Source organism: Pseudomonas sp. TH08 (genome assembly GCF_016651275.1).
In the GTDB taxonomy this organism is placed as follows: Bacteria; Pseudomonadota; Gammaproteobacteria; order Pseudomonadales; family Pseudomonadaceae; genus Aquipseudomonas.
This window is the reverse complement of the sequence record NZ_JAEKEE010000001.1, coordinates 114930-130314: the sequence shown is the minus strand read 5'-3', so window position 1 is coordinate 130314 and position 15385 is coordinate 114930. Positions and strand designations below refer to the sequence as shown.

At 60.2% G+C, this 15385-nt stretch carries 17 protein-coding genes; 4 read left to right on the top strand and 13 right to left on the bottom strand.

Annotated features, from left to right (window positions below):
- Positions 1 to 33: 33 nt before the first annotated feature.
- From JFT91_RS00630 to JFT91_RS00580, 11 genes are all read right to left on the bottom strand, one after another.
- Entirely contained in the window at positions 34 to 525 is a 492-nt protein-coding gene (locus JFT91_RS00630) for a DUF2878 domain-containing protein (protein WP_201231316.1), read from the bottom strand.
- Positions 518 to 1783, bottom strand: coding sequence for an SAM-dependent methyltransferase (locus JFT91_RS00625; protein WP_201231315.1), 1266 nt, complete (start codon positions 1781 to 1783; stop codon positions 518 to 520). The genes JFT91_RS00630 and JFT91_RS00625 overlap by 8 nt, the downstream gene beginning before the upstream one ends.
- Positions 1770 to 2585 (bottom strand): DUF1365 domain-containing protein, encoded by an 816-nt coding sequence (locus JFT91_RS00620; protein ID WP_201228471.1) that lies wholly within the window; start codon positions 2583 to 2585, stop codon positions 1770 to 1772. The genes JFT91_RS00625 and JFT91_RS00620 overlap by 14 nt, the downstream gene beginning before the upstream one ends.
- Positions 2582 to 3829 (bottom strand): NAD(P)/FAD-dependent oxidoreductase, encoded by a 1248-nt coding sequence (locus JFT91_RS00615; protein ID WP_201228470.1) that lies wholly within the window; start codon positions 3827 to 3829, stop codon positions 2582 to 2584. Before JFT91_RS00615 ends, JFT91_RS00620 begins: the two co-directional genes overlap by 4 nt.
- A complete protein-coding gene (locus JFT91_RS00610; protein ID WP_201228469.1) occupies positions 3826 to 4608 on the bottom strand; it encodes an SDR family NAD(P)-dependent oxidoreductase in 783 nt (260 codons plus the stop codon). The genes JFT91_RS00615 and JFT91_RS00610 overlap by 4 nt, the downstream gene beginning before the upstream one ends.
- Positions 4605 to 5027 carry a nuclear transport factor 2 family protein gene (locus tag JFT91_RS00605; protein ID WP_201231314.1) on the bottom strand — a complete coding sequence of 141 codons (423 nt, stop codon included), beginning with the start codon at positions 5025 to 5027 and terminating at the stop codon, positions 4605 to 4607. The genes JFT91_RS00610 and JFT91_RS00605 overlap by 4 nt, the downstream gene beginning before the upstream one ends.
- Positions 5020 to 6465 carry a deoxyribodipyrimidine photo-lyase gene (gene phrB / locus JFT91_RS00600; RefSeq protein ID WP_201231313.1) on the bottom strand — a complete coding sequence of 482 codons (1446 nt, stop codon included), beginning with the start codon at positions 6463 to 6465 and terminating at the stop codon, positions 5020 to 5022. The genes JFT91_RS00605 and phrB overlap by 8 nt, the downstream gene beginning before the upstream one ends.
- A gap of 16 nt (positions 6466 to 6481) precedes the next feature.
- Entirely contained in the window at positions 6482 to 7423 is a 942-nt protein-coding gene (locus JFT91_RS00595) for a MerR family transcriptional regulator (protein WP_201231312.1), read from the bottom strand.
- Positions 7423 to 8385, bottom strand: coding sequence for a YbgA family protein (locus JFT91_RS00590; protein ID WP_201228465.1), 963 nt, complete (start codon positions 8383 to 8385; stop codon positions 7423 to 7425). Before JFT91_RS00590 ends, JFT91_RS00595 begins: the two co-directional genes overlap by 1 nt.
- 215 nt (positions 8386 to 8600) lie before the next feature.
- Positions 8601 to 8816: a TIGR02450 family Trp-rich protein gene (locus JFT91_RS00585; RefSeq protein WP_201147738.1), complete on the bottom strand. Its 216-nt coding sequence runs from the start codon at positions 8814 to 8816 to the stop codon at positions 8601 to 8603.
- Positions 8813 to 9799 (bottom strand): NAD(P)/FAD-dependent oxidoreductase, encoded by a 987-nt coding sequence (locus JFT91_RS00580; RefSeq protein WP_201231311.1) that lies wholly within the window; start codon positions 9797 to 9799, stop codon positions 8813 to 8815. Before JFT91_RS00580 ends, JFT91_RS00585 begins: the two co-directional genes overlap by 4 nt.
- A 197-nt stretch (positions 9800 to 9996) precedes the next feature.
- On the opposite strand from JFT91_RS00580, the gene JFT91_RS00575 reads away from it, so the two are divergent.
- Both JFT91_RS00575 and hemH read left to right on the top strand, forming a co-directional pair.
- Positions 9997 to 10899: a TIGR01777 family oxidoreductase gene (locus tag JFT91_RS00575; protein ID WP_201231310.1), complete on the top strand. Its 903-nt coding sequence runs from the start codon at positions 9997 to 9999 to the stop codon at positions 10897 to 10899.
- 13 nt (positions 10900 to 10912) lie between these two features.
- Positions 10913 to 11938 (top strand): ferrochelatase, encoded by a 1026-nt coding sequence (hemH, locus tag JFT91_RS00570; RefSeq protein ID WP_201231309.1) that lies wholly within the window; start codon positions 10913 to 10915, stop codon positions 11936 to 11938.
- Positions 11939 to 12040: 102 nt separating this feature from the next.
- Here hemH and JFT91_RS00565 read toward each other — a convergent pair whose 3' ends face one another.
- Both JFT91_RS00565 and upp read right to left on the bottom strand, forming a co-directional pair.
- Positions 12041 to 13315: a uracil-xanthine permease family protein gene (locus tag JFT91_RS00565; protein ID WP_201231308.1), complete on the bottom strand. Its 1275-nt coding sequence runs from the start codon at positions 13313 to 13315 to the stop codon at positions 12041 to 12043.
- A 2-nt stretch (positions 13316 to 13317) separates the two neighbouring features.
- The gene (gene upp / locus JFT91_RS00560) at positions 13318 to 13956 is read right to left on the bottom strand and encodes a uracil phosphoribosyltransferase (RefSeq protein ID WP_007912842.1); all 639 of its coding nucleotides are present in this window, start codon (positions 13954 to 13956) and stop codon (positions 13318 to 13320) included.
- A 175-nt stretch (positions 13957 to 14131) separates the two neighbouring features.
- Between upp and JFT91_RS00555 the strand changes: the two genes are divergently transcribed.
- Both JFT91_RS00555 and JFT91_RS00550 read left to right on the top strand, forming a co-directional pair.
- The gene (locus JFT91_RS00555) at positions 14132 to 14689 is read left to right on the top strand and encodes a hypoxanthine-guanine phosphoribosyltransferase (RefSeq protein WP_016987197.1); all 558 of its coding nucleotides are present in this window, start codon (positions 14132 to 14134) and stop codon (positions 14687 to 14689) included.
- A gap of 180 nt (positions 14690 to 14869) precedes the next feature.
- Positions 14870 to 15349 carry a hypothetical protein gene (locus JFT91_RS00550; RefSeq protein WP_201231307.1) on the top strand — a complete coding sequence of 160 codons (480 nt, stop codon included), beginning with the start codon at positions 14870 to 14872 and terminating at the stop codon, positions 15347 to 15349.
- The last annotated feature ends 36 nt before the right edge of the window (positions 15350 to 15385 follow it).

Below are 15385 nucleotides of genomic sequence, written 5' to 3'. Positions count from 1 at the left end.
GACCGATGACTGTGTGAAAGGTCTGACGGACGCTCAGTTGGCCAGCCGCCGAGCCATCGCGTGCAACAACGGAAACAGTAGCGCCCAGAGCAAGCCGATGCCAATCAGCGTCGGTAACTCGCCGTAGGGAAATTGCACCCCGGCCAGTCGTCCACCGCCGTAATAAGACATTGCTCCCCCCACCGCGCCGAGCGCGCTTGCAAGCCACCAGGGCCGGGCGCTCCATTGCAGGCAATGACGCAGCGTGGTCGCGAGCAACGCCCAGAGCAGCATCAGCCACAACGGGATCAGCGGCGACAGATCCTGAAACGCAAACACGCCTACAGCGCGCAGAACGCTGTCGACCGCCGTGCCGACGATCACCACGCTCAGAATCAGGCGCCCCTCGTCCGGCCAACTGCTGATCCAGCACAGATGAATCACCAACACCGCCAACGCCAGCAACAACCACAAACTGTTGCCGCCGAGCACGCAGGTCAGCCAGCCGATCTGGAACAGCAGCGCGTTGGCCAGCCGCTCAAGCATCGAAGCGGCCCAGCAGCGGTGCGGTCATCGCGTCGGGTTTGGCCAGTAACAGTTGCGCGGTACCGATGGTGCGTTCTAAGAAGCCGCCCTCGCAGTAGCACAGGTAAAACTCCCACAGCCTGAGGAAATAATCGTCGTAACCCAATTCACTCAGACGGCCATGGGCGCGGCGAAAATTCTCGTGCCACAGGCGCAGGGTCTTGGCGTAGTGCAGGCCGAAATCTTCCATGTGCAGCAGGTTCATGTCGGTTTCGCGGCTGACCACTTCGAGCATCTTCTGTACGCAGGGCAGGGCGCCGCCCGGGAAGATATAACGCTGAATGAAATCGACGCCACGCTTGGCCTGTTCATAGCGCTGCTCACGGATGGTGATGGCCTGGATCAGCATCAGGCCATTGCTTTTGAGCAGATGCGCGCACTGTTTGAAGTACGTCGGCAGAAAGCGATGGCCGACCGCTTCGATCATCTCGATCGACACCAGTTTGTCGTACTCGCCGGTGAGGTCGCGGTAGTCCTCAAGCAACAACGTCACTTGATTCTGCAAACCGAGTTGTTCGATACGTTGTGCGGTGAACGCGTACTGCTCTTTCGACAGCGTCGTTGTGGTGACGCGGCAACCGTAGTTCTGCGCGGCGTAGAGCGCCATGCTGCCCCAACCGGTGCCGATCTCCAGCAAATGATCGCTGGGCTTGAGCGCGAGCTTCTGGCAGATACGCTCGAGTTTGTTCAGTTGTGCTTGCTCCAGGCTGTCTTCGGGCGAAAGGAACTGCGCCGCCGAATACATCATGGTCGGGTCGAGAAACTGCTCGAACAGATCGTTGCCGAGGTCGTAATGCGCCGCGATGTTCTTCTGTGAACCCTTGCGGGTGTTGCGGTTGAGCCAGTGCAGGCCCTGCACCAACGGCCGGCTGAGGCGGGCCAGGCCGCCCTCCATCGCATCGAGCACGTCGAGGTTGCTGACGAACACGCGCACCACCGCGGTCAAGTCCGGTGAACTCCAGTAACCGTGGATAAATGCCTCGCCCGCGCCGATCGAACCATTGCTGGCAACCATGCCCCAGACTGCCGCATCGGTGACGTGGATTTCCCCCAGCAATGCACTGCCCGGCGTGCCGAACAACAGCTGTTCGCCATCCTCGACCACCAGCAATTGCCCGTGTTTAAGCTGACTCAATTGGCGCAATACGCCGCGGCGCAGCAGCGAACCGGTCAAACCGTTAGTGCTGAGCCGACTGACCGACAGACTAGAGGATTTCATGGCGGTGCTCCTTGGGAGGCACAGTGGCGGTTTGAAAGCTGCCGTCGGCAGCCTGATGAGCAAAGATCGGTGCGCGTTTGAGCAGCAGTCGCAGCGCTTGCCAGTAGATGGCCAATGCGGTTTTTGCGGTCATCCACGGAAAACGTCGCAGGTAGCGATGCAGGCTGTCGCGGTCAAGCGCCTCGCGCTGCAGGTTGAGGGTCGCATCGAACAGTTTTTGTTCGCCCTGCCAGTCGGCCATGTGCACGCCGAGGGTTTGCGCGGCGGGGCTGAAACTCATGCGGTATTCAAGATCGCGCGGCAGGAAGGGCGAAACGTGGAAGGCCTTGGCCACCGCAAAGTGCTGATGAAAGTCCTGCAGGTTGGCGGGTGCGCGCGCCGGCAACACATAGTGATAGCGCTCGCGCCACGGCGTGTTGGTGACTTCGCAGACAATCGCCGCCAGTTGCCCGTCGGCTTCGTGGCAATAAAAGAAACTCACCGGGTTGAACGACAAGCCCCAACTGCGTGCCTGGGTCAGCAGGCAGACCGAGCCTTGTGGCTCATGACCGATGGCGGCGCCGACCTGCTGGCGCACGGCATCGATCAGGCGCACGCCGCGACCGGTGAAGGTTTTCAGGTAGTCGGTCTCGCGAAAGGAGAACGGCGCAAAGCGACTGCGCCCAGCCAGCGGCGACAACGCCAGCACTGCCTCCTGTTCGCTCAGATCGAGGTAGAGCAAGCCGATCTTGTAGCGGAACGCATGCTGGCGCGGCGAGAAACGCCGATGACCGATCCAGCCGCTGTAAAGGGCGCTGTTCATAACGTTTCCCCGAACGACGACGCTACCCGCAGTGCGCTGACTACGCCGTCTTCATGGAAGCCGTTGGCCCAATAGGCACCGCAATAATGGGTGTGCTGCTCGCCGTCCAGTTCCGCCCAGCGGTTTTGTGCCGCCACGGCCGCCAGGCTGTATTGCGGGTGCGCGTAGGTGTACTTGGCGAGCACTTTGAACGGGCTGATGCCGGCGCTCTGGTTGAGGCTGACGCAGAACGTGGTGTCGCTCTGGATGCCCTGCAGAATGTTCATGTCGTAGGTGACGGCGGCCAGGGTATGGCCAGAACCGCCGAGGCGATAATTCCAGCTCGCCCACGCCAGTTTGCGTGTTGGCAGCAAACGCGTATCGGTGTGCAGCACCACCTCGTTGTCGGCGTAGGGCAGGGCGCCGAGGATCGCGCGTTCTGCATCGCTCGGGGTGGCCAGCAGTTGCAGCGCCTGATCGCTGTGGCAGGCGAACACCACTTTGTCGAAGTGCTCGATGCCGGCGGGGCTGTGGATAACCACGCCGTGCTCATCGCGATCGACGCGGTGCACCGGGCAGTTCAGGCGGATCTTGTCTTTGAAGGGCGCGGTCAGCGGTGCGATGTAGGCGCTGGAACCGCCTTCGATGACTTGCCATTGCGGGCGATCACTGACTGACAGCAGTCCATGGTTTTTGAAAAACCGCACAAAGAACTGCAGCGGAAAATTGAGCATTTCGGCCATCGACATCGACCAGATCGCTGCGCCCATCGGCACGATGTAATGCAGGATGAAGCGCTCGCCGTATTGGCCTGCCTTGAGGTAGTCGTCGAGCGTCATGTCGCTGGCGATGCGCAGTTCGGCGAGGTCGCGCTGAGCCTCTTTGTTGAAGCGCAGAATATCGCGCAGCATGCCCCAGAACCCCGGCGACAGCAGGTTGCTGCGCTGGGCGAACAGGCTGTTGAGGTTGTTGCCGTTGTACTCCAGGCCGGTGTCCGGATCGGTCACCGAAAAACTCATCTCGGTCGCTTTGAAAGGCACCCCGAGCTGCCCGAGCAAGCGAATGAAATTCGGGTAGGTCCAGTCGTTGAACACGATGAAACCGGTGTCCACTGCGTATTCGCGACCGTCGACGGTGACGTTCACCGTGTGCGTGTGGCCGCCGACCCAGTCGCTGGCCTCGAACACGTGCACGTCATGGCGGCGATTGAGCAGGTGGGCGCAAGTAAGCCCGGCGATCCCGCTGCCGACGATGGCGATTTTCATGCTGGATCTCGCAGCGGCGGCGACTTGCGCACCATGCGCTTGCCAATCGCCAACTGGAGGCTTGCGGGGAGTTTCGACAGCGGCCACAGCGCCGCCATGAACAATGCCGGGAAAGCGATTTCCAGTGGCCGATCCTGAAGTTTGGCGAAGATGTGCCGCGCGGCTTTATCCACAGGCCAACTGAGCGGCATCGGGAAGTCGTTTTTCGCCGTCAGCGGCGTTTCGACGAAACCGGGGCTGACCACGGTGACTTCAATGCCTTCGTCCGCCAGATCGATGCGCAGCGATTCGAAAAGGTAACGCAGCCCGGCTTTCGATGCGCCATAGGCTTCGGCACGCGGCAATGGCAGATAAGTCACCGAGCTGGCGACACCCACCAAATGCGGCGCGGTGCCCTTGCGCAGCAGGGGCAGGGCGGCTTCGATGCAATAGCTGCTGGCGAGCAGATTGGTGCGCACCACGTGCTCGATGATCGAGGCGTCGAACTGTTTCGCATCGACGTACTCGCAGGTGCCGGCGTTGAGAATCACCGAGTCCAGCGAACCCCAGTCTTCGGCGATCTGTTCGCCGATTTCACGGACGGTCTGGCTGTTGGTCAGGTCTCCCGGCACCACCAGCACTTGGCCCGGATAGCGTTGCGACAAGACTTTGAGCGGTGCGATCTGACGCGCGCTGACCGCCAGGTGCGCGCCGGTTTTGAGGATCTCTTCAGACAGCGCGGCGCCGATGCCACTGCTGGCCCCGGTCAACCAATAACGCCGTTGGGGTGTACGACTCATCCCACTCTCCTTTTTAGCCAGGCGATCACCCGGCCCAATACGGGTAAATGTTCATACAACAGTGCCCCGGCATCGAAGTAATCCCGGTGGCGATAGACCTTGTCGCGCCAGAGCAGATGCGAGCAGCCGCTGACGCGTATGACGCGACCACCCGCCAGACGCGGATGGCGATAACTCATGACCCAGCGCAAATAACCTTCGCAATCGCTGATCTGGTCGAAGCCATGAAAGTCGAAACGCAGTTCGCTGACGTTGGCGTACAACTCGCTAAAGTAGGTGCGCAACTGTGTCAGCCCCTGCACCTCGTGCAACGGGTCGGTGAAGTGAATGTCATCGCTGTACAGCTCGCCCAGCCGGTGCAGGTTGTCTTTGTTCAACTCGCAGAACTGGCGGGCGAAACGGCGCAGGAATTCACTCATCGCCATCTCCGGTAGGTGCACGTGACGGCAGGTTCTTGAACGCGGCCAAGGCACGCTCGCGTGAAGCGCTGAGGTTAACGATCGGCGCGGGATAATCGGCGACGCCGAACAGCCCGCCGAGATGGGCCGGGTTATGAATTTCCTTTTTGTTGAGCCCGGCCAGTTCAGGCAGCCAGTGCTTGATGAACAGGCCTTCGCTGTCGAATTTTTCCGACTGGCTCAACGGGTTGAAAATGCGGAAGTACGGAGCCGAATCAGTGCCCGTCGACGAGCTCCATTGCCAGCCGCCGTTGTTCGCGGCCAGGTCGCCGTCGATCAAGTGACGCATGAAAAAGCGTTCGCCTTCGCGCCAGTCGATCAGCAGGTTTTTGGTCAGGAACATCGCCACGACCATGCGCAGGCGATTGTGCATCCAGCCGGTGTCGAGCAATTGGCGCATCGCCGCGTCGATGATCGGCAGGCCGGTGCGTGCTTCCTGCCACGCGGCGAGGTCGTCGGGCGCATCGCGCCAGGCCAGCGCTTCGGTTTCCGGGCGGAAGGCGCGATGGCGCGAGACCCGTGGATAACCGACCAGAATGTGTTTGTAGAACTCGCGCCACAACAGCTCGTTGATCCAGGTGACGGCGCCGACCTTGCCGCTTTCGAATTCACCCTGATTGCTTTGCAGGGCGGCGTGCAAACATTGGCGCGGTGAGATGACGCCGGCGGCCAGATAAGCCGAGAGCTGGCTGGTGCCGGGCTTGGCCGGGAAGTCGCGTTCGCTTTGGTAGTAGTCGATTTGCGCGTCGGTGAACGTATCGAGGCGGCGTCGGGCTTCGTGTTCGCCCGCCGGCCAAAGGGCGCGCAGGGAGTCGCTCGGTGTGGCGAAGCCTTTGACAGAGGCTGGAACCGGGTCACTGTCGAGCGCAAGTTTTGCCTGCTTGCCGGGGGCTTTGACCAACGACGGCATTGAACGATGCAGGCGTTCGTAGCAGACCTTTCTGAACTGACTGAACACTTTGAAATAAGTGTCGGTCTTGGTCAGGACAGTGCCGGGCTTGAACAGCAACTGGTCGAGGTAGCTGCGAAATTCAATGCCCTCGGCCTGCAGGGTTTCGGCCACTGCTGCATCGCGACGGCTTTCGTGCACGCCGTATTCTTCGTTGGTGTGGACCGCTTCGATCTTCAATTGCCGGCAGAGCTTGAGCAGTTCCGCCGGGGCTTGATCCCAATGGGTTGCCGTGCGGATCAATAAGGGAATGTTCAGTTCGCCGAGGCTTTTGCTCAGCTCATCGAGATTGCGCAGCCAGAAATCGACTTTGCACGCAGCATCGTCGTGTTCCAGCCATTGTTGTGGGCTCAACAGGTACACGGCCACGGTCGGGCCACGGGCTGCGGCGGCCGCGAGGGCGGTGTTGTCGTGTTGGCGCAAGTCGCTGCGCAGCCAGATCAATTGCATGACATTAAACCCATGATTAAATCAGCCCACGCTGAACGAGTGCCTGGTGCGCTGAAAGCGCGTCTTCAGCCAGGTACAAATCAGCGATCTCGGAAGTTCTTACGGACAACTCGGCGTGGTGGATGCATACCGTTGGTCCGACAATTATTTTTGGGCAACCGACTCCATTCAGTAACTTGGGTAACTGCGCAAGGTTCATGGCTTTGCTGGAATACAGCAGTACGCCACGGGCTTGCAGGTGTTCGACGGCCAGTGCCAGCTCTCCCGGCGGCAGCGGCCAGTCAAACACTTGCACCGGGCAATCGGCGCTGCTGATCAGCCACGCGCATAGCCACAGATGAGGTTCCAGTGACAGGTCGGAATGATTGATCAACAACAAGGGCGCGGCGTGCAACTGACGGTTGTTATGGTAGATGCGTGCGCCGAATTTGCTGCGTAACCAGGAAAAAAAGAACACACGCTCCATCTGCGCACCGAATTGACCCTGCCAGCGTTGTTCGAGATCGGCCAGCAGCGGCATCAGCAATTGTTCGCACAATGTGCGCGGCGGATAGAGCGCCATGGCCTGATTGACGCCGTCGTCGAGGTTGCGTTCATCGAGTTGGGTGACGGCGCTGAGCAACGTCTGGCGCAGCAGATGCCAATCGCTCTCCACGGTTTCTGTGAACGCTTGCGGGGTGTCGAGCAGCGGTTTGACCTGGCTGACGGCAACGCCGCGATTAAGCCAGGTGAGGATGGTCAGAATGCGTTGCACATGTTCGGCCGAATACAGGCGATGGCCCTTGGGCGTGCGCTGTGGGATGACCAACCCATATCGGCGCTCCCATGCACGCAAGGTGATCGCGTTGACGCCGGTCTGTCGCGCAACTTCGCGGATCGGCAGCCAGCCTTCGTCGAGGGCTTTCTTGAAGTCGGCGCCGAGGTCTTCCTGGGCGCTGGAATCGGGTTTGTCGTTCATCAGATGGCGTTTCGCAGGCTGAGGTTTTCCGGGTGCGGCTGCAGGTAAACCTGTTGCGCGATGTACGGATCGGGGTGTTGGCGAAAGTGATGCTTGAGCAGCGTCAGCGGCACCACCAGCGGCACGATGCCTTGGCGGTACTGGCCGATGACGTGAACCATTTCCTGTTTGTCTTCGGCGCTGATCGCTTGTTTCAGATAGCCGCTGATGTGCAGCAGCACGTTGCAGTGAGTGCCGCGTGTCGCGCATTTTTTCAGCGCCGCCATCAACTCGCTGAAGTAGCGTGGGCCGATTTCGCCGGGGTCGCTATGCGCCATGTTGCCCAGCAGCTTGCCGAGGGCCTTGTATTGCGGCGGGTTGTGGGCCATCAACAGGTATTTGTAGCGCGAGTGGAATTCGGTGAGGGCGCGACGGCTCAGGCCGTCGGCAAGTACTTGCTGCCAGGCGCTGTAGGCGAAGACGCGCGTGATGAAGTTCTCACGCAATACCGGATCGTTCAGGCGCCCGGCTTCTTCCACCGGCAAGTCCGGGTGGCGCGCGCAAAAGGCGTGAGCGTAGATGCCGCGTCCGCCGCCGTTCACCGGCGCGCCGTTGGCGTGGTAGACCTTGACTCGCTCCAGTCCACAGGATGGCGATTGCTGCATGAAGATGTAGCCGCAGATGCCTTCGAGTTCGCCGGCCATTTGCTCGCCGTACGCGGCCAGAGGCTTGGTGACGTTGATTGCCGGATTGACCGTGCCGATGGCTTGAGGACTTTCCGGGTCACCGACCAGGCGGATCGGTTCGCGCGGAATGCCGAGACCGATGGCGACTTCCGGGCAGACCGGGGTGAAATCGAAATACTCAGTGAGGGTGCGGCTGCACAGCCGCGATTCCTTGTGTCCGCCGTTATAGCGCACCTCGGCACCCATCAGGCAGGCGCTGATGGCGATTTTCGGTTTGGCGCAAGGAAGAGCGGACATAGTCACCTCGAATCTAAACCTGTACAGAGATCAATCTCTGTACAACATTGGCTTAGCATAGATCCAAAGGTGTACAAGTCAAATAGTTTGTATAGGTTTTGAGGTTGAATGCGATCTCTGTAGGAGTGAGCCTGCTCGCGATCGCGGTCTGACATTCAATATTTGTGTTGAATGACAAACTGTCATCGCGAGCAGGCTCACTCCTACGAGGGGAGCTATTGCCAGCCGAGTAGCCAGTGCTCGTTGTTCTTGAGAATCTGCCAATCGAGGCGTTCGGCGCGTTTGGTCAGCACTGCCTGCAGTTCAACTTCCAGCACCGTGCCTTCCTCATCACGGAACAGCTCCGTCACCAGAAAGTGTTTTTCGCGATGCTGCGGGTGGGCTGCTGTCCATTTCGACAGCAGCAATTTGCGCGGATTGATTCGGTTCATTGCAGGTGTTCGTGTAAGCGTCGTGCCGCTTCCTGGCCACTGAGCCATGCCCCTTCAACACGTCCTGAGAGGCACCAGTCGCCACAGGCGTACAAGCCCAGATCGGCATCGGCCAACGTGCCCCATTCATGGCCGATGGCAGGGCGGGCGTAGAGCCAGCGATGCGCAAGGCTGAAGGTCGGCGCGGGCATGGCACTGTGCAGCAATTCGGCAAACGCACCGTGCAGTTGTTCGATCACAGCCTCCTTGGACAGGTCGATATGTTGCCGGCTCCACGCGCTGGTGGCGTGCAGCACCCAGGTGTCGAGCGTGTTGTCGCGCCCCGGTTTGCTGCGATTGCGCGCCATCCAGTCGAGCGGGCTGTCCTGCACGAAGCAACCCTCGATGGGCGTATCCAGTGGCGTATCGAAGGCGAGGGCGACGGCCCAGGTCGGGTCCATTTTCACCCCGGCGGCGGCACCGGCGAGTTTCGGCGCAGCGGCCAGCAACGCGGTGGCTTGCGGCGCGGGCGTGGCGATGACCACATGGCTGAAGGGGCCGTGAGTGAAACCTTCGGCGTCCTGCAAATGCCAGTGTTCTTCACCGCGAAAAACCTCGGTGATGCGGCAGGCGAAATGCACCTCCAGGCCATCGAGCAAGCCCCGGGTGATGGCGCTCATGCGCGGTGCGCCGACCCAACGGGTCTGCTCGTCTGGCGACAGGTTCAGTTGCCCGCCCTGATAGGTGTAGAGCTGCGGCGTCCACTCGGCGACCCAGCCCTGGCTTTGCCAACGCTGGACCTCGGTGACAAATCGCCGGTCACGAGCAGTGAAATATTGCGCGCCCATGTCCAGTGAGCCGGCGTCGCTGCGCTTGCTCGACATGCGCCCGCCGCTGCCGCGACTCTTGTCGAATAATTGGACGGTGTGCCCGCTCTCTGTCAGAGCCTGGGCGGCGGAGAGCCCGGCGATGCCGGTGCCGATGATTGCGATAGGTACAGTCATAGGGGCCTCGTTTACCTTTCTGTACAGACTACGCCGTGGATGAAACCTGTACAATTTTGTTTTTTGGTATAACTTCTAGCGTTCTCGTTCTGACAGCTTGGCCTATGGTTAAACAATAGAGCCTGCCCGATAGAAAAGATCCCTGCTTTTAAAAATAGACTAGTGATCCGGGTTAAACGCCACGCGAGGAAGATGTCATGCACATATTGCTGACCGGCGGTACTGGTTTGATAGGTCGTCAGCTCTGCAAGCACTGGTCGGGACAGGGACATCGCCTGACGGTGTGGAGTCGTCAACCGGACAAAGTCGCGAAAATCTGTGGTGCGCAGGTGCGCGCAATTGCACGGCTGGGAGACCTCGGCGAAGAGCCGGTGGACGCGGTCGTCAATCTGGCCGGCGCGCCGATTGCCGATCGGCTGTGGACGCATCGGCGTAAAGCGTTGCTGTGGAGCAGCCGAATCACGCTCACCGAAACGTTGCTGGCGTGGCTCGACAGCCGCACGCAGAAACCGGCGCTGCTGATTTCGGGCTCGGCGATTGGCTGGTACGGCGATGGCGGCGAACGCGAGCTGAGCGAAGACTCGCCGCCAGTCATCGACGATTTCGCCAGCCAGTTGTGCATCGCCTGGGAGGAAACCGCTTTGCGCGCCGAAGCGCAGGGCATTCGTGTGGTGCTGGTGCGCACCGGTCTGGTGTTGTCGGCTGAGGGCGGCTTTTTGTCACGGCTGTTGCTGCCGTTCAAGCTGGGGCTGGGCGGGCCATTGGGGAGCGGGCGGCAATGGATGCCGTGGATTCATATCGACGACCAAATCGCCCTGATTGATTTTCTTCTGCACCGCGATCAGGCCAGGGGTCCTTATAATGCGTGCGCGCCGAAACCTGTGCGCAATCGCGAATTTGCCAAAACGCTGGGCAGCGTGTTGCACCGCCCGGCGTTCATGCCGATGCCGAGCCTGGCACTGAAGGTTGGCCTCGGCGAGATGTCTTTGTTGTTGCTCGGTGGTCAGAAGGCCGTGCCGGCACGCTTGCTGGAAGCGGGTTTCACTTTCCAGTTCACGGATTTACGCGCGGCGTTGGACGATCTCTCCAGCCGCCTCTGAAATAGGACGTTGCATGACCGATCACGCCTTGCTTCTGGTTAACCTGGGTTCCCCGGCCTCAACTTCTGTGGCCGATGTGCGCAGCTACCTCAATCAATTCCTGATGGACCCGTACGTGATCGACCTGCCGTGGCCGGTGCGGCGTTTGCTGGTATCGCTGATCCTGATCAAACGCCCGGAGCAGTCGGCCCACGCTTATGCGTCGATCTGGTGGGAAGAAGGTTCGCCGCTGGTGGTGCTCAGCCAGCGCCTGCAACAGCAGATGAAAGCGCAGTGGACGCAGGGGCCGGTAGAACTGGCGATGCGTTATGGCGAGCCGTCGATTGAAACCTGCCTGCTGAAGCTGGTCGCGGCGGGGCACAAACGCATCACGCTGGCGCCGCTGTATCCACAGTTCGCCGACAGCACCACGACCACGGTGATCGAAGAAGCGAAGCGGGTGATCCGCGAGAAGAAGCTCGATGTGAAATTATCGGTGCTGCAACCGTTCTACGATCAGCCGGAATATCTGGAAGCACTGGTGGAAAGCGCCAAGCCGCACTTGCAGCAGGATTACGATCACTTGCTGTTGAGCTTCCACGGTTTGCCCGAGCGTCACCTGACCAAACTCGATCCGACCGGCAATCACTGCTTCAAGAATGACGATTGCTGCAAGAACGCCTCGCCGGCGGTGTTGGCCACCTGTTATCGCGCGCAATGCTTGCGCACGGCGGCGTTGTTCGCAGAGCGCATGGGCCTGCCGGATGGTAAATGGTCGGTGTCGTTTCAGTCGCGTCTGGGGCGGGCGAAGTGGATCGAACCGTACACCGAAGCGCGGCTGGATGAGCTGGGTAAAAGCGGCGTGAAGAAGTTGCTGGTGATGTGCCCGGCGTTTGTCGCCGACTGCATCGAGACGCTGGAAGAGATTGGTGATCGCGGCAAGGAACAGTTCCGCGAAGCGGGGGGCGAGGAGTTGGTGTTGGTGCCGTGCCTGAATGACGATGTGCAATGGGCGAAGGCGTTGGCCACTCTATGCGAACGAGCGCCGCTGGCGCTTTAAAGCCAATCGCGAGCAGGCTCACTCCCACAAGTATTGCGTTGACCTTGTAGGAGTGAGCCTGCTCGCGATAGCTATCTGTCAGGCAATAAAAATCTTCAAGCCTTAGAGAAGCGGCTCATCTGCCTTCTTGTTCTTCCAGCCATCATTGCCCGGCAGCAGCAGGTTCAGCGCAATCGCCACCACCGCGCACAGCGCGATGCCTTTGAGGCCGAAGTCTTCCGGACCAGTGCCGGTGCCGACCAGCACACCGCCAATCCCGAACACCAGGGTCACCGACACAATCACCAGATTGCGCGCTTCGCCCAGATCGATCTTGTGACGGATCAGGGTGTTCATCCCCACCGCCGCAATCGAACCGAACAACAGGCACAGAATCCCGCCCATCACCGGCACCGGAATGCTTTGCAGCAGCGCGCCGAATTTGCCGATGAACGCCAGGCTGATGGCGAAGATCGCCGCCCAGGTCATGATTTTCGGGTTGTAGTTCTTGGTCAGCATCACGGCGCCAGTCACTTCGGCATACGTGGTATTCGGCGGACCACCGAACAGGCCTGCCGCGGTGGTGGCAATGCCGTCACCCAGCAGCGTGCGGTGCAGGCCCGGCTTCTTCAGGTAGTCGCGACCGGTCACGCTACCCACGGCAATCACGCCGCCGATGTGCTCGATGGCTGGAGCCAGCGCCACGGGAACGATGAACAGAATCGCCTGCCAGTTGAATTCTGGCGCAGTGAAGTGCGGGATCGCGAACCACGGCGCAGCGGCAATCTTCGCGGTGTCGACCACGCCGAAATAGAACGCCATGCCGAAGCCGACCAGCACGCCCGAGATGATCGGCACCAGGCGGAAGATGCCTTTGCCGAACACCGCCACGATCAACGTGGTCAGCAGCGCCGGCATCGAGATCATCATTGCGGTCTGATAATGGATCAGTTCAGAACCGTCGCCAGCCTTGCCCATCGCCATGTTCGCGGCAATCGGCGCCATGGCCAGGCCGATGGAAATGATCACCGGACCAATCACCACCGGCGGCAGCAGACGGTCGATGAACCCGGTGCCTTTGATCTTCACGGCCAGGCCGAGGAAGGTGTAGACGAAACCGGCAGCCATTACGCCGCCCATGGTCGCGGCGAGGCCGAACTGGCCTTTGGCGAGAATGATCGGGGTAATGAAAGCGAAGCTCGACGCGAGGAACACCGGTACCTGACGGCCAGTGACGATCTGGAACAGAATCGTCCCCAGACCTGCGGTAAACAGTGCCACGTTCGGGTCAAGGCCCGTGATCAGCGGCATCAGCACCAAAGCGCCGAAAGCCACGAACAGCATCTGTGCGCCGGACAGCACCGTGCGCCAGAGCGGATCGTTGAACTCTTGCTGCATGGTTACGCGTCCTTCTGCTTGGTGCCGAAGATCTTGTCACCCGCATCGCCAAGCCCAGGAATGATGTAACCGTGCTCGTTCAAGCGCTCATCGATGGACGCGGTGTAGATGGTCACGTCCGGGTGAGCTTTTTCTACGGCAGCAATGCCTTCCGGCGCGGCAACCAGCACCATTGCGCGGATGTCTTTGCAGCCAGCCTTTTTCAGCAGGTCGATGGTCGCAACCATGGAGCTGCCGGTGGCGAGCATCGGGTCGATGATCATTGCCAGGCGTTCGTCGATTTCCGGAACCAGTTTTTCCAGATAGGTGTGCGCTTGCAGGGTTTCTTCGTTGCGGGCGACACCCACAGCGGAAACCTTGGCACCCGGGATCAGGCTCAGCACGCCTTCGAGCATGCCGATGCCGGCGCGCAGGATCGGCACGACGGTGATCTTCTTGCCGGCGATTTTCTCGACCGACACAGTGCCGCACCAACCTGCGATATCGTAGGATTCGAGCGGCAAATCTTTTGTAGCTTCATAGGTCAACAGGGCGCCGACTTCCTGAGCAAGCTCACGGAAATTCTTGGTGCTGATGTCAGCGCGGCGCATCAGGCCGAGTTTATGGCGGATCAGCGGGTGGCGGATCTCGAGGATGGGCATGAAAAAACTCCGGCGGCGGGCAAAAAAACCGGCCTAGATTAATCTATCCGAGGGTGATGTCCTATAGGACATTCTGTACGTTAGTCCATAAAGGCTTGATTCGACCGCGCTAGATGCGTACCTTTGCCCGCTTTTCGCGGTTATACCCCCCGCCAACCACCCCCCGGAGAGCGCCATGTCCGCTGATCTCGAGCATATCCGTCAAATCATGCGAGAGGCTGACTGCCTGTACACCGAATCTGAAGTCGAGGCCGCCATCGCCCGCGTCGGTGCACAAATCAACGAACAACTGGCTGACAGCAACCCGGTGGTGTTCTGCGTGATGAACGGCGGCCTGATCTTCTCCGGCAAACTGCTGACTCATCTGCAATTCCCGCTGGAAGCGTCGTACCTGCACGCGACCCGTTATCGCAACGAAACCAGCGGCGGCGACCTGTTCTGGAAAGCCAAGCCGGAAGTGTCGTTCATCGACCGCGACGTGCTGATCATCGACGACATCCTCGACGAAGGTCACACCCTCGGCGCGATCATCGACTTCTGCAAACACGCCGGCGCGCGCAAAGTGCACACCGCCGTGCTGATCGACAAGGATCACGACCGCAAGGCGCGTCCTGACCTGAAAGCCGATTTCGTCGGCCTGCCGTGCATTGACCGATACATCTTCGGTTACGGCATGGACTACAAAGGCTACTGGCGCAACGCCAACGGGATCTTTGCCGTTAAAGGCATGTAAGAACCTGGTATTGCCCCCTGTGGGAGCGAGCCTGCTCGCGAAGACGTTGTGTCAGTCAGCATCATTGAAAACTGACACACCGCTTTCGCGAGCAGGCTCGCTCCCACAGTTGTTTTGTGTGGGCTGATCCGTTTCGTACACCCATGCTAGAGTGCTCGGCCCCGCCCCCCGGAGCCTGTCATGAGCCGTTTGATCCGCAGCTTTGTTTTCCTGTTGCTGACCCTCAGCCTGCCCTTGGCCGCCGCCCCGATGCACAGTCAATTCCTGCCGCCGGACGATCTGACCGTGCGCGATGCCGAGCCCGAGCAGCAGCAACTCATGCAAGTCACCGACTATGCCGTGGTGGTCGGCGCGCAACGCCAGTCCAATCAGCAACCGATCCCGGTCACCTCGCCGCTGATTATCCGCCTGAAGGGCAAGTCCCTGAACAAGGGTGCGACGATCGCTCAGGTGCTGGTCAACTTCGACGGCGAAAGCAAAAGCCTGAAAAAACCAATCTACGACGACAAGAGCAAAACCCTGACGTTGTTTTATCCACAGGCTCAATACCGCGTGATCATCGATCTGCTGCGCAACGATACCGTCTATGTGCAGTTCCTCAGTTACGCCAACGGTCACATCTGGGCCGATTTGCACACCGGGGCGGTGCGATCGCGTTGAGCCGGGCGGCCGGGCAGGGGTAAACTGCCCGCCCCG

Coding starts and splice junctions, on each gene's coding strand:
- JFT91_RS00565 (WP_201231308.1), bottom strand. CDS start 13,315: ATGCAGCAAGAGTTCAACGATCCGCTCTGGCGCACGGTGCTGTCCGGC.
- JFT91_RS00555 (WP_016987197.1), top strand. CDS start 14,132: ATGTCCGCTGATCTCGAGCATATCCGTCAAATCATGCGAGAGGCTGAC.
- JFT91_RS00580 (WP_201231311.1), bottom strand. CDS start 9,799: ATGACTGTACCTATCGCAATCATCGGCACCGGCATCGCCGGGCTCTCC.
- JFT91_RS00590 (WP_201228465.1), bottom strand. CDS start 8,385: ATGTCCGCTCTTCCTTGCGCCAAACCGAAAATCGCCATCAGCGCCTGC.
- JFT91_RS00605 (WP_201231314.1), bottom strand. CDS start 5,027: ATGAGTGAATTCCTGCGCCGTTTCGCCCGCCAGTTCTGCGAGTTGAAC.
- JFT91_RS00550 (WP_201231307.1), top strand. CDS start 14,870: ATGAGCCGTTTGATCCGCAGCTTTGTTTTCCTGTTGCTGACCCTCAGC.
- JFT91_RS00625 (WP_201231315.1), bottom strand. CDS start 1,783: ATGAAATCCTCTAGTCTGTCGGTCAGTCGGCTCAGCACTAACGGTTTG.
- upp (WP_007912842.1), bottom strand. CDS start 13,956: ATGCCCATCCTCGAGATCCGCCACCCGCTGATCCGCCATAAACTCGGC.
- JFT91_RS00630 (WP_201231316.1), bottom strand. CDS start 525: ATGCTTGAGCGGCTGGCCAACGCGCTGCTGTTCCAGATCGGCTGGCTG.
- JFT91_RS00585 (WP_201147738.1), bottom strand. CDS start 8,816: ATGAACCGAATCAATCCGCGCAAATTGCTGCTGTCGAAATGGACAGCA.
- hemH (WP_201231309.1), top strand. CDS start 10,913: ATGACCGATCACGCCTTGCTTCTGGTTAACCTGGGTTCCCCGGCCTCA.
- JFT91_RS00620 (WP_201228471.1), bottom strand. CDS start 2,585: ATGAACAGCGCCCTTTACAGCGGCTGGATCGGTCATCGGCGTTTCTCG.
- JFT91_RS00575 (WP_201231310.1), top strand. CDS start 9,997: ATGCACATATTGCTGACCGGCGGTACTGGTTTGATAGGTCGTCAGCTC.
- phrB (WP_201231313.1), bottom strand. CDS start 6,465: ATGCAATTGATCTGGCTGCGCAGCGACTTGCGCCAACACGACAACACC.
- JFT91_RS00615 (WP_201228470.1), bottom strand. CDS start 3,829: ATGAAAATCGCCATCGTCGGCAGCGGGATCGCCGGGCTTACTTGCGCC.
- JFT91_RS00610 (WP_201228469.1), bottom strand. CDS start 4,608: ATGAGTCGTACACCCCAACGGCGTTATTGGTTGACCGGGGCCAGCAGT.
- JFT91_RS00595 (WP_201231312.1), bottom strand. CDS start 7,423: ATGAACGACAAACCCGATTCCAGCGCCCAGGAAGACCTCGGCGCCGAC.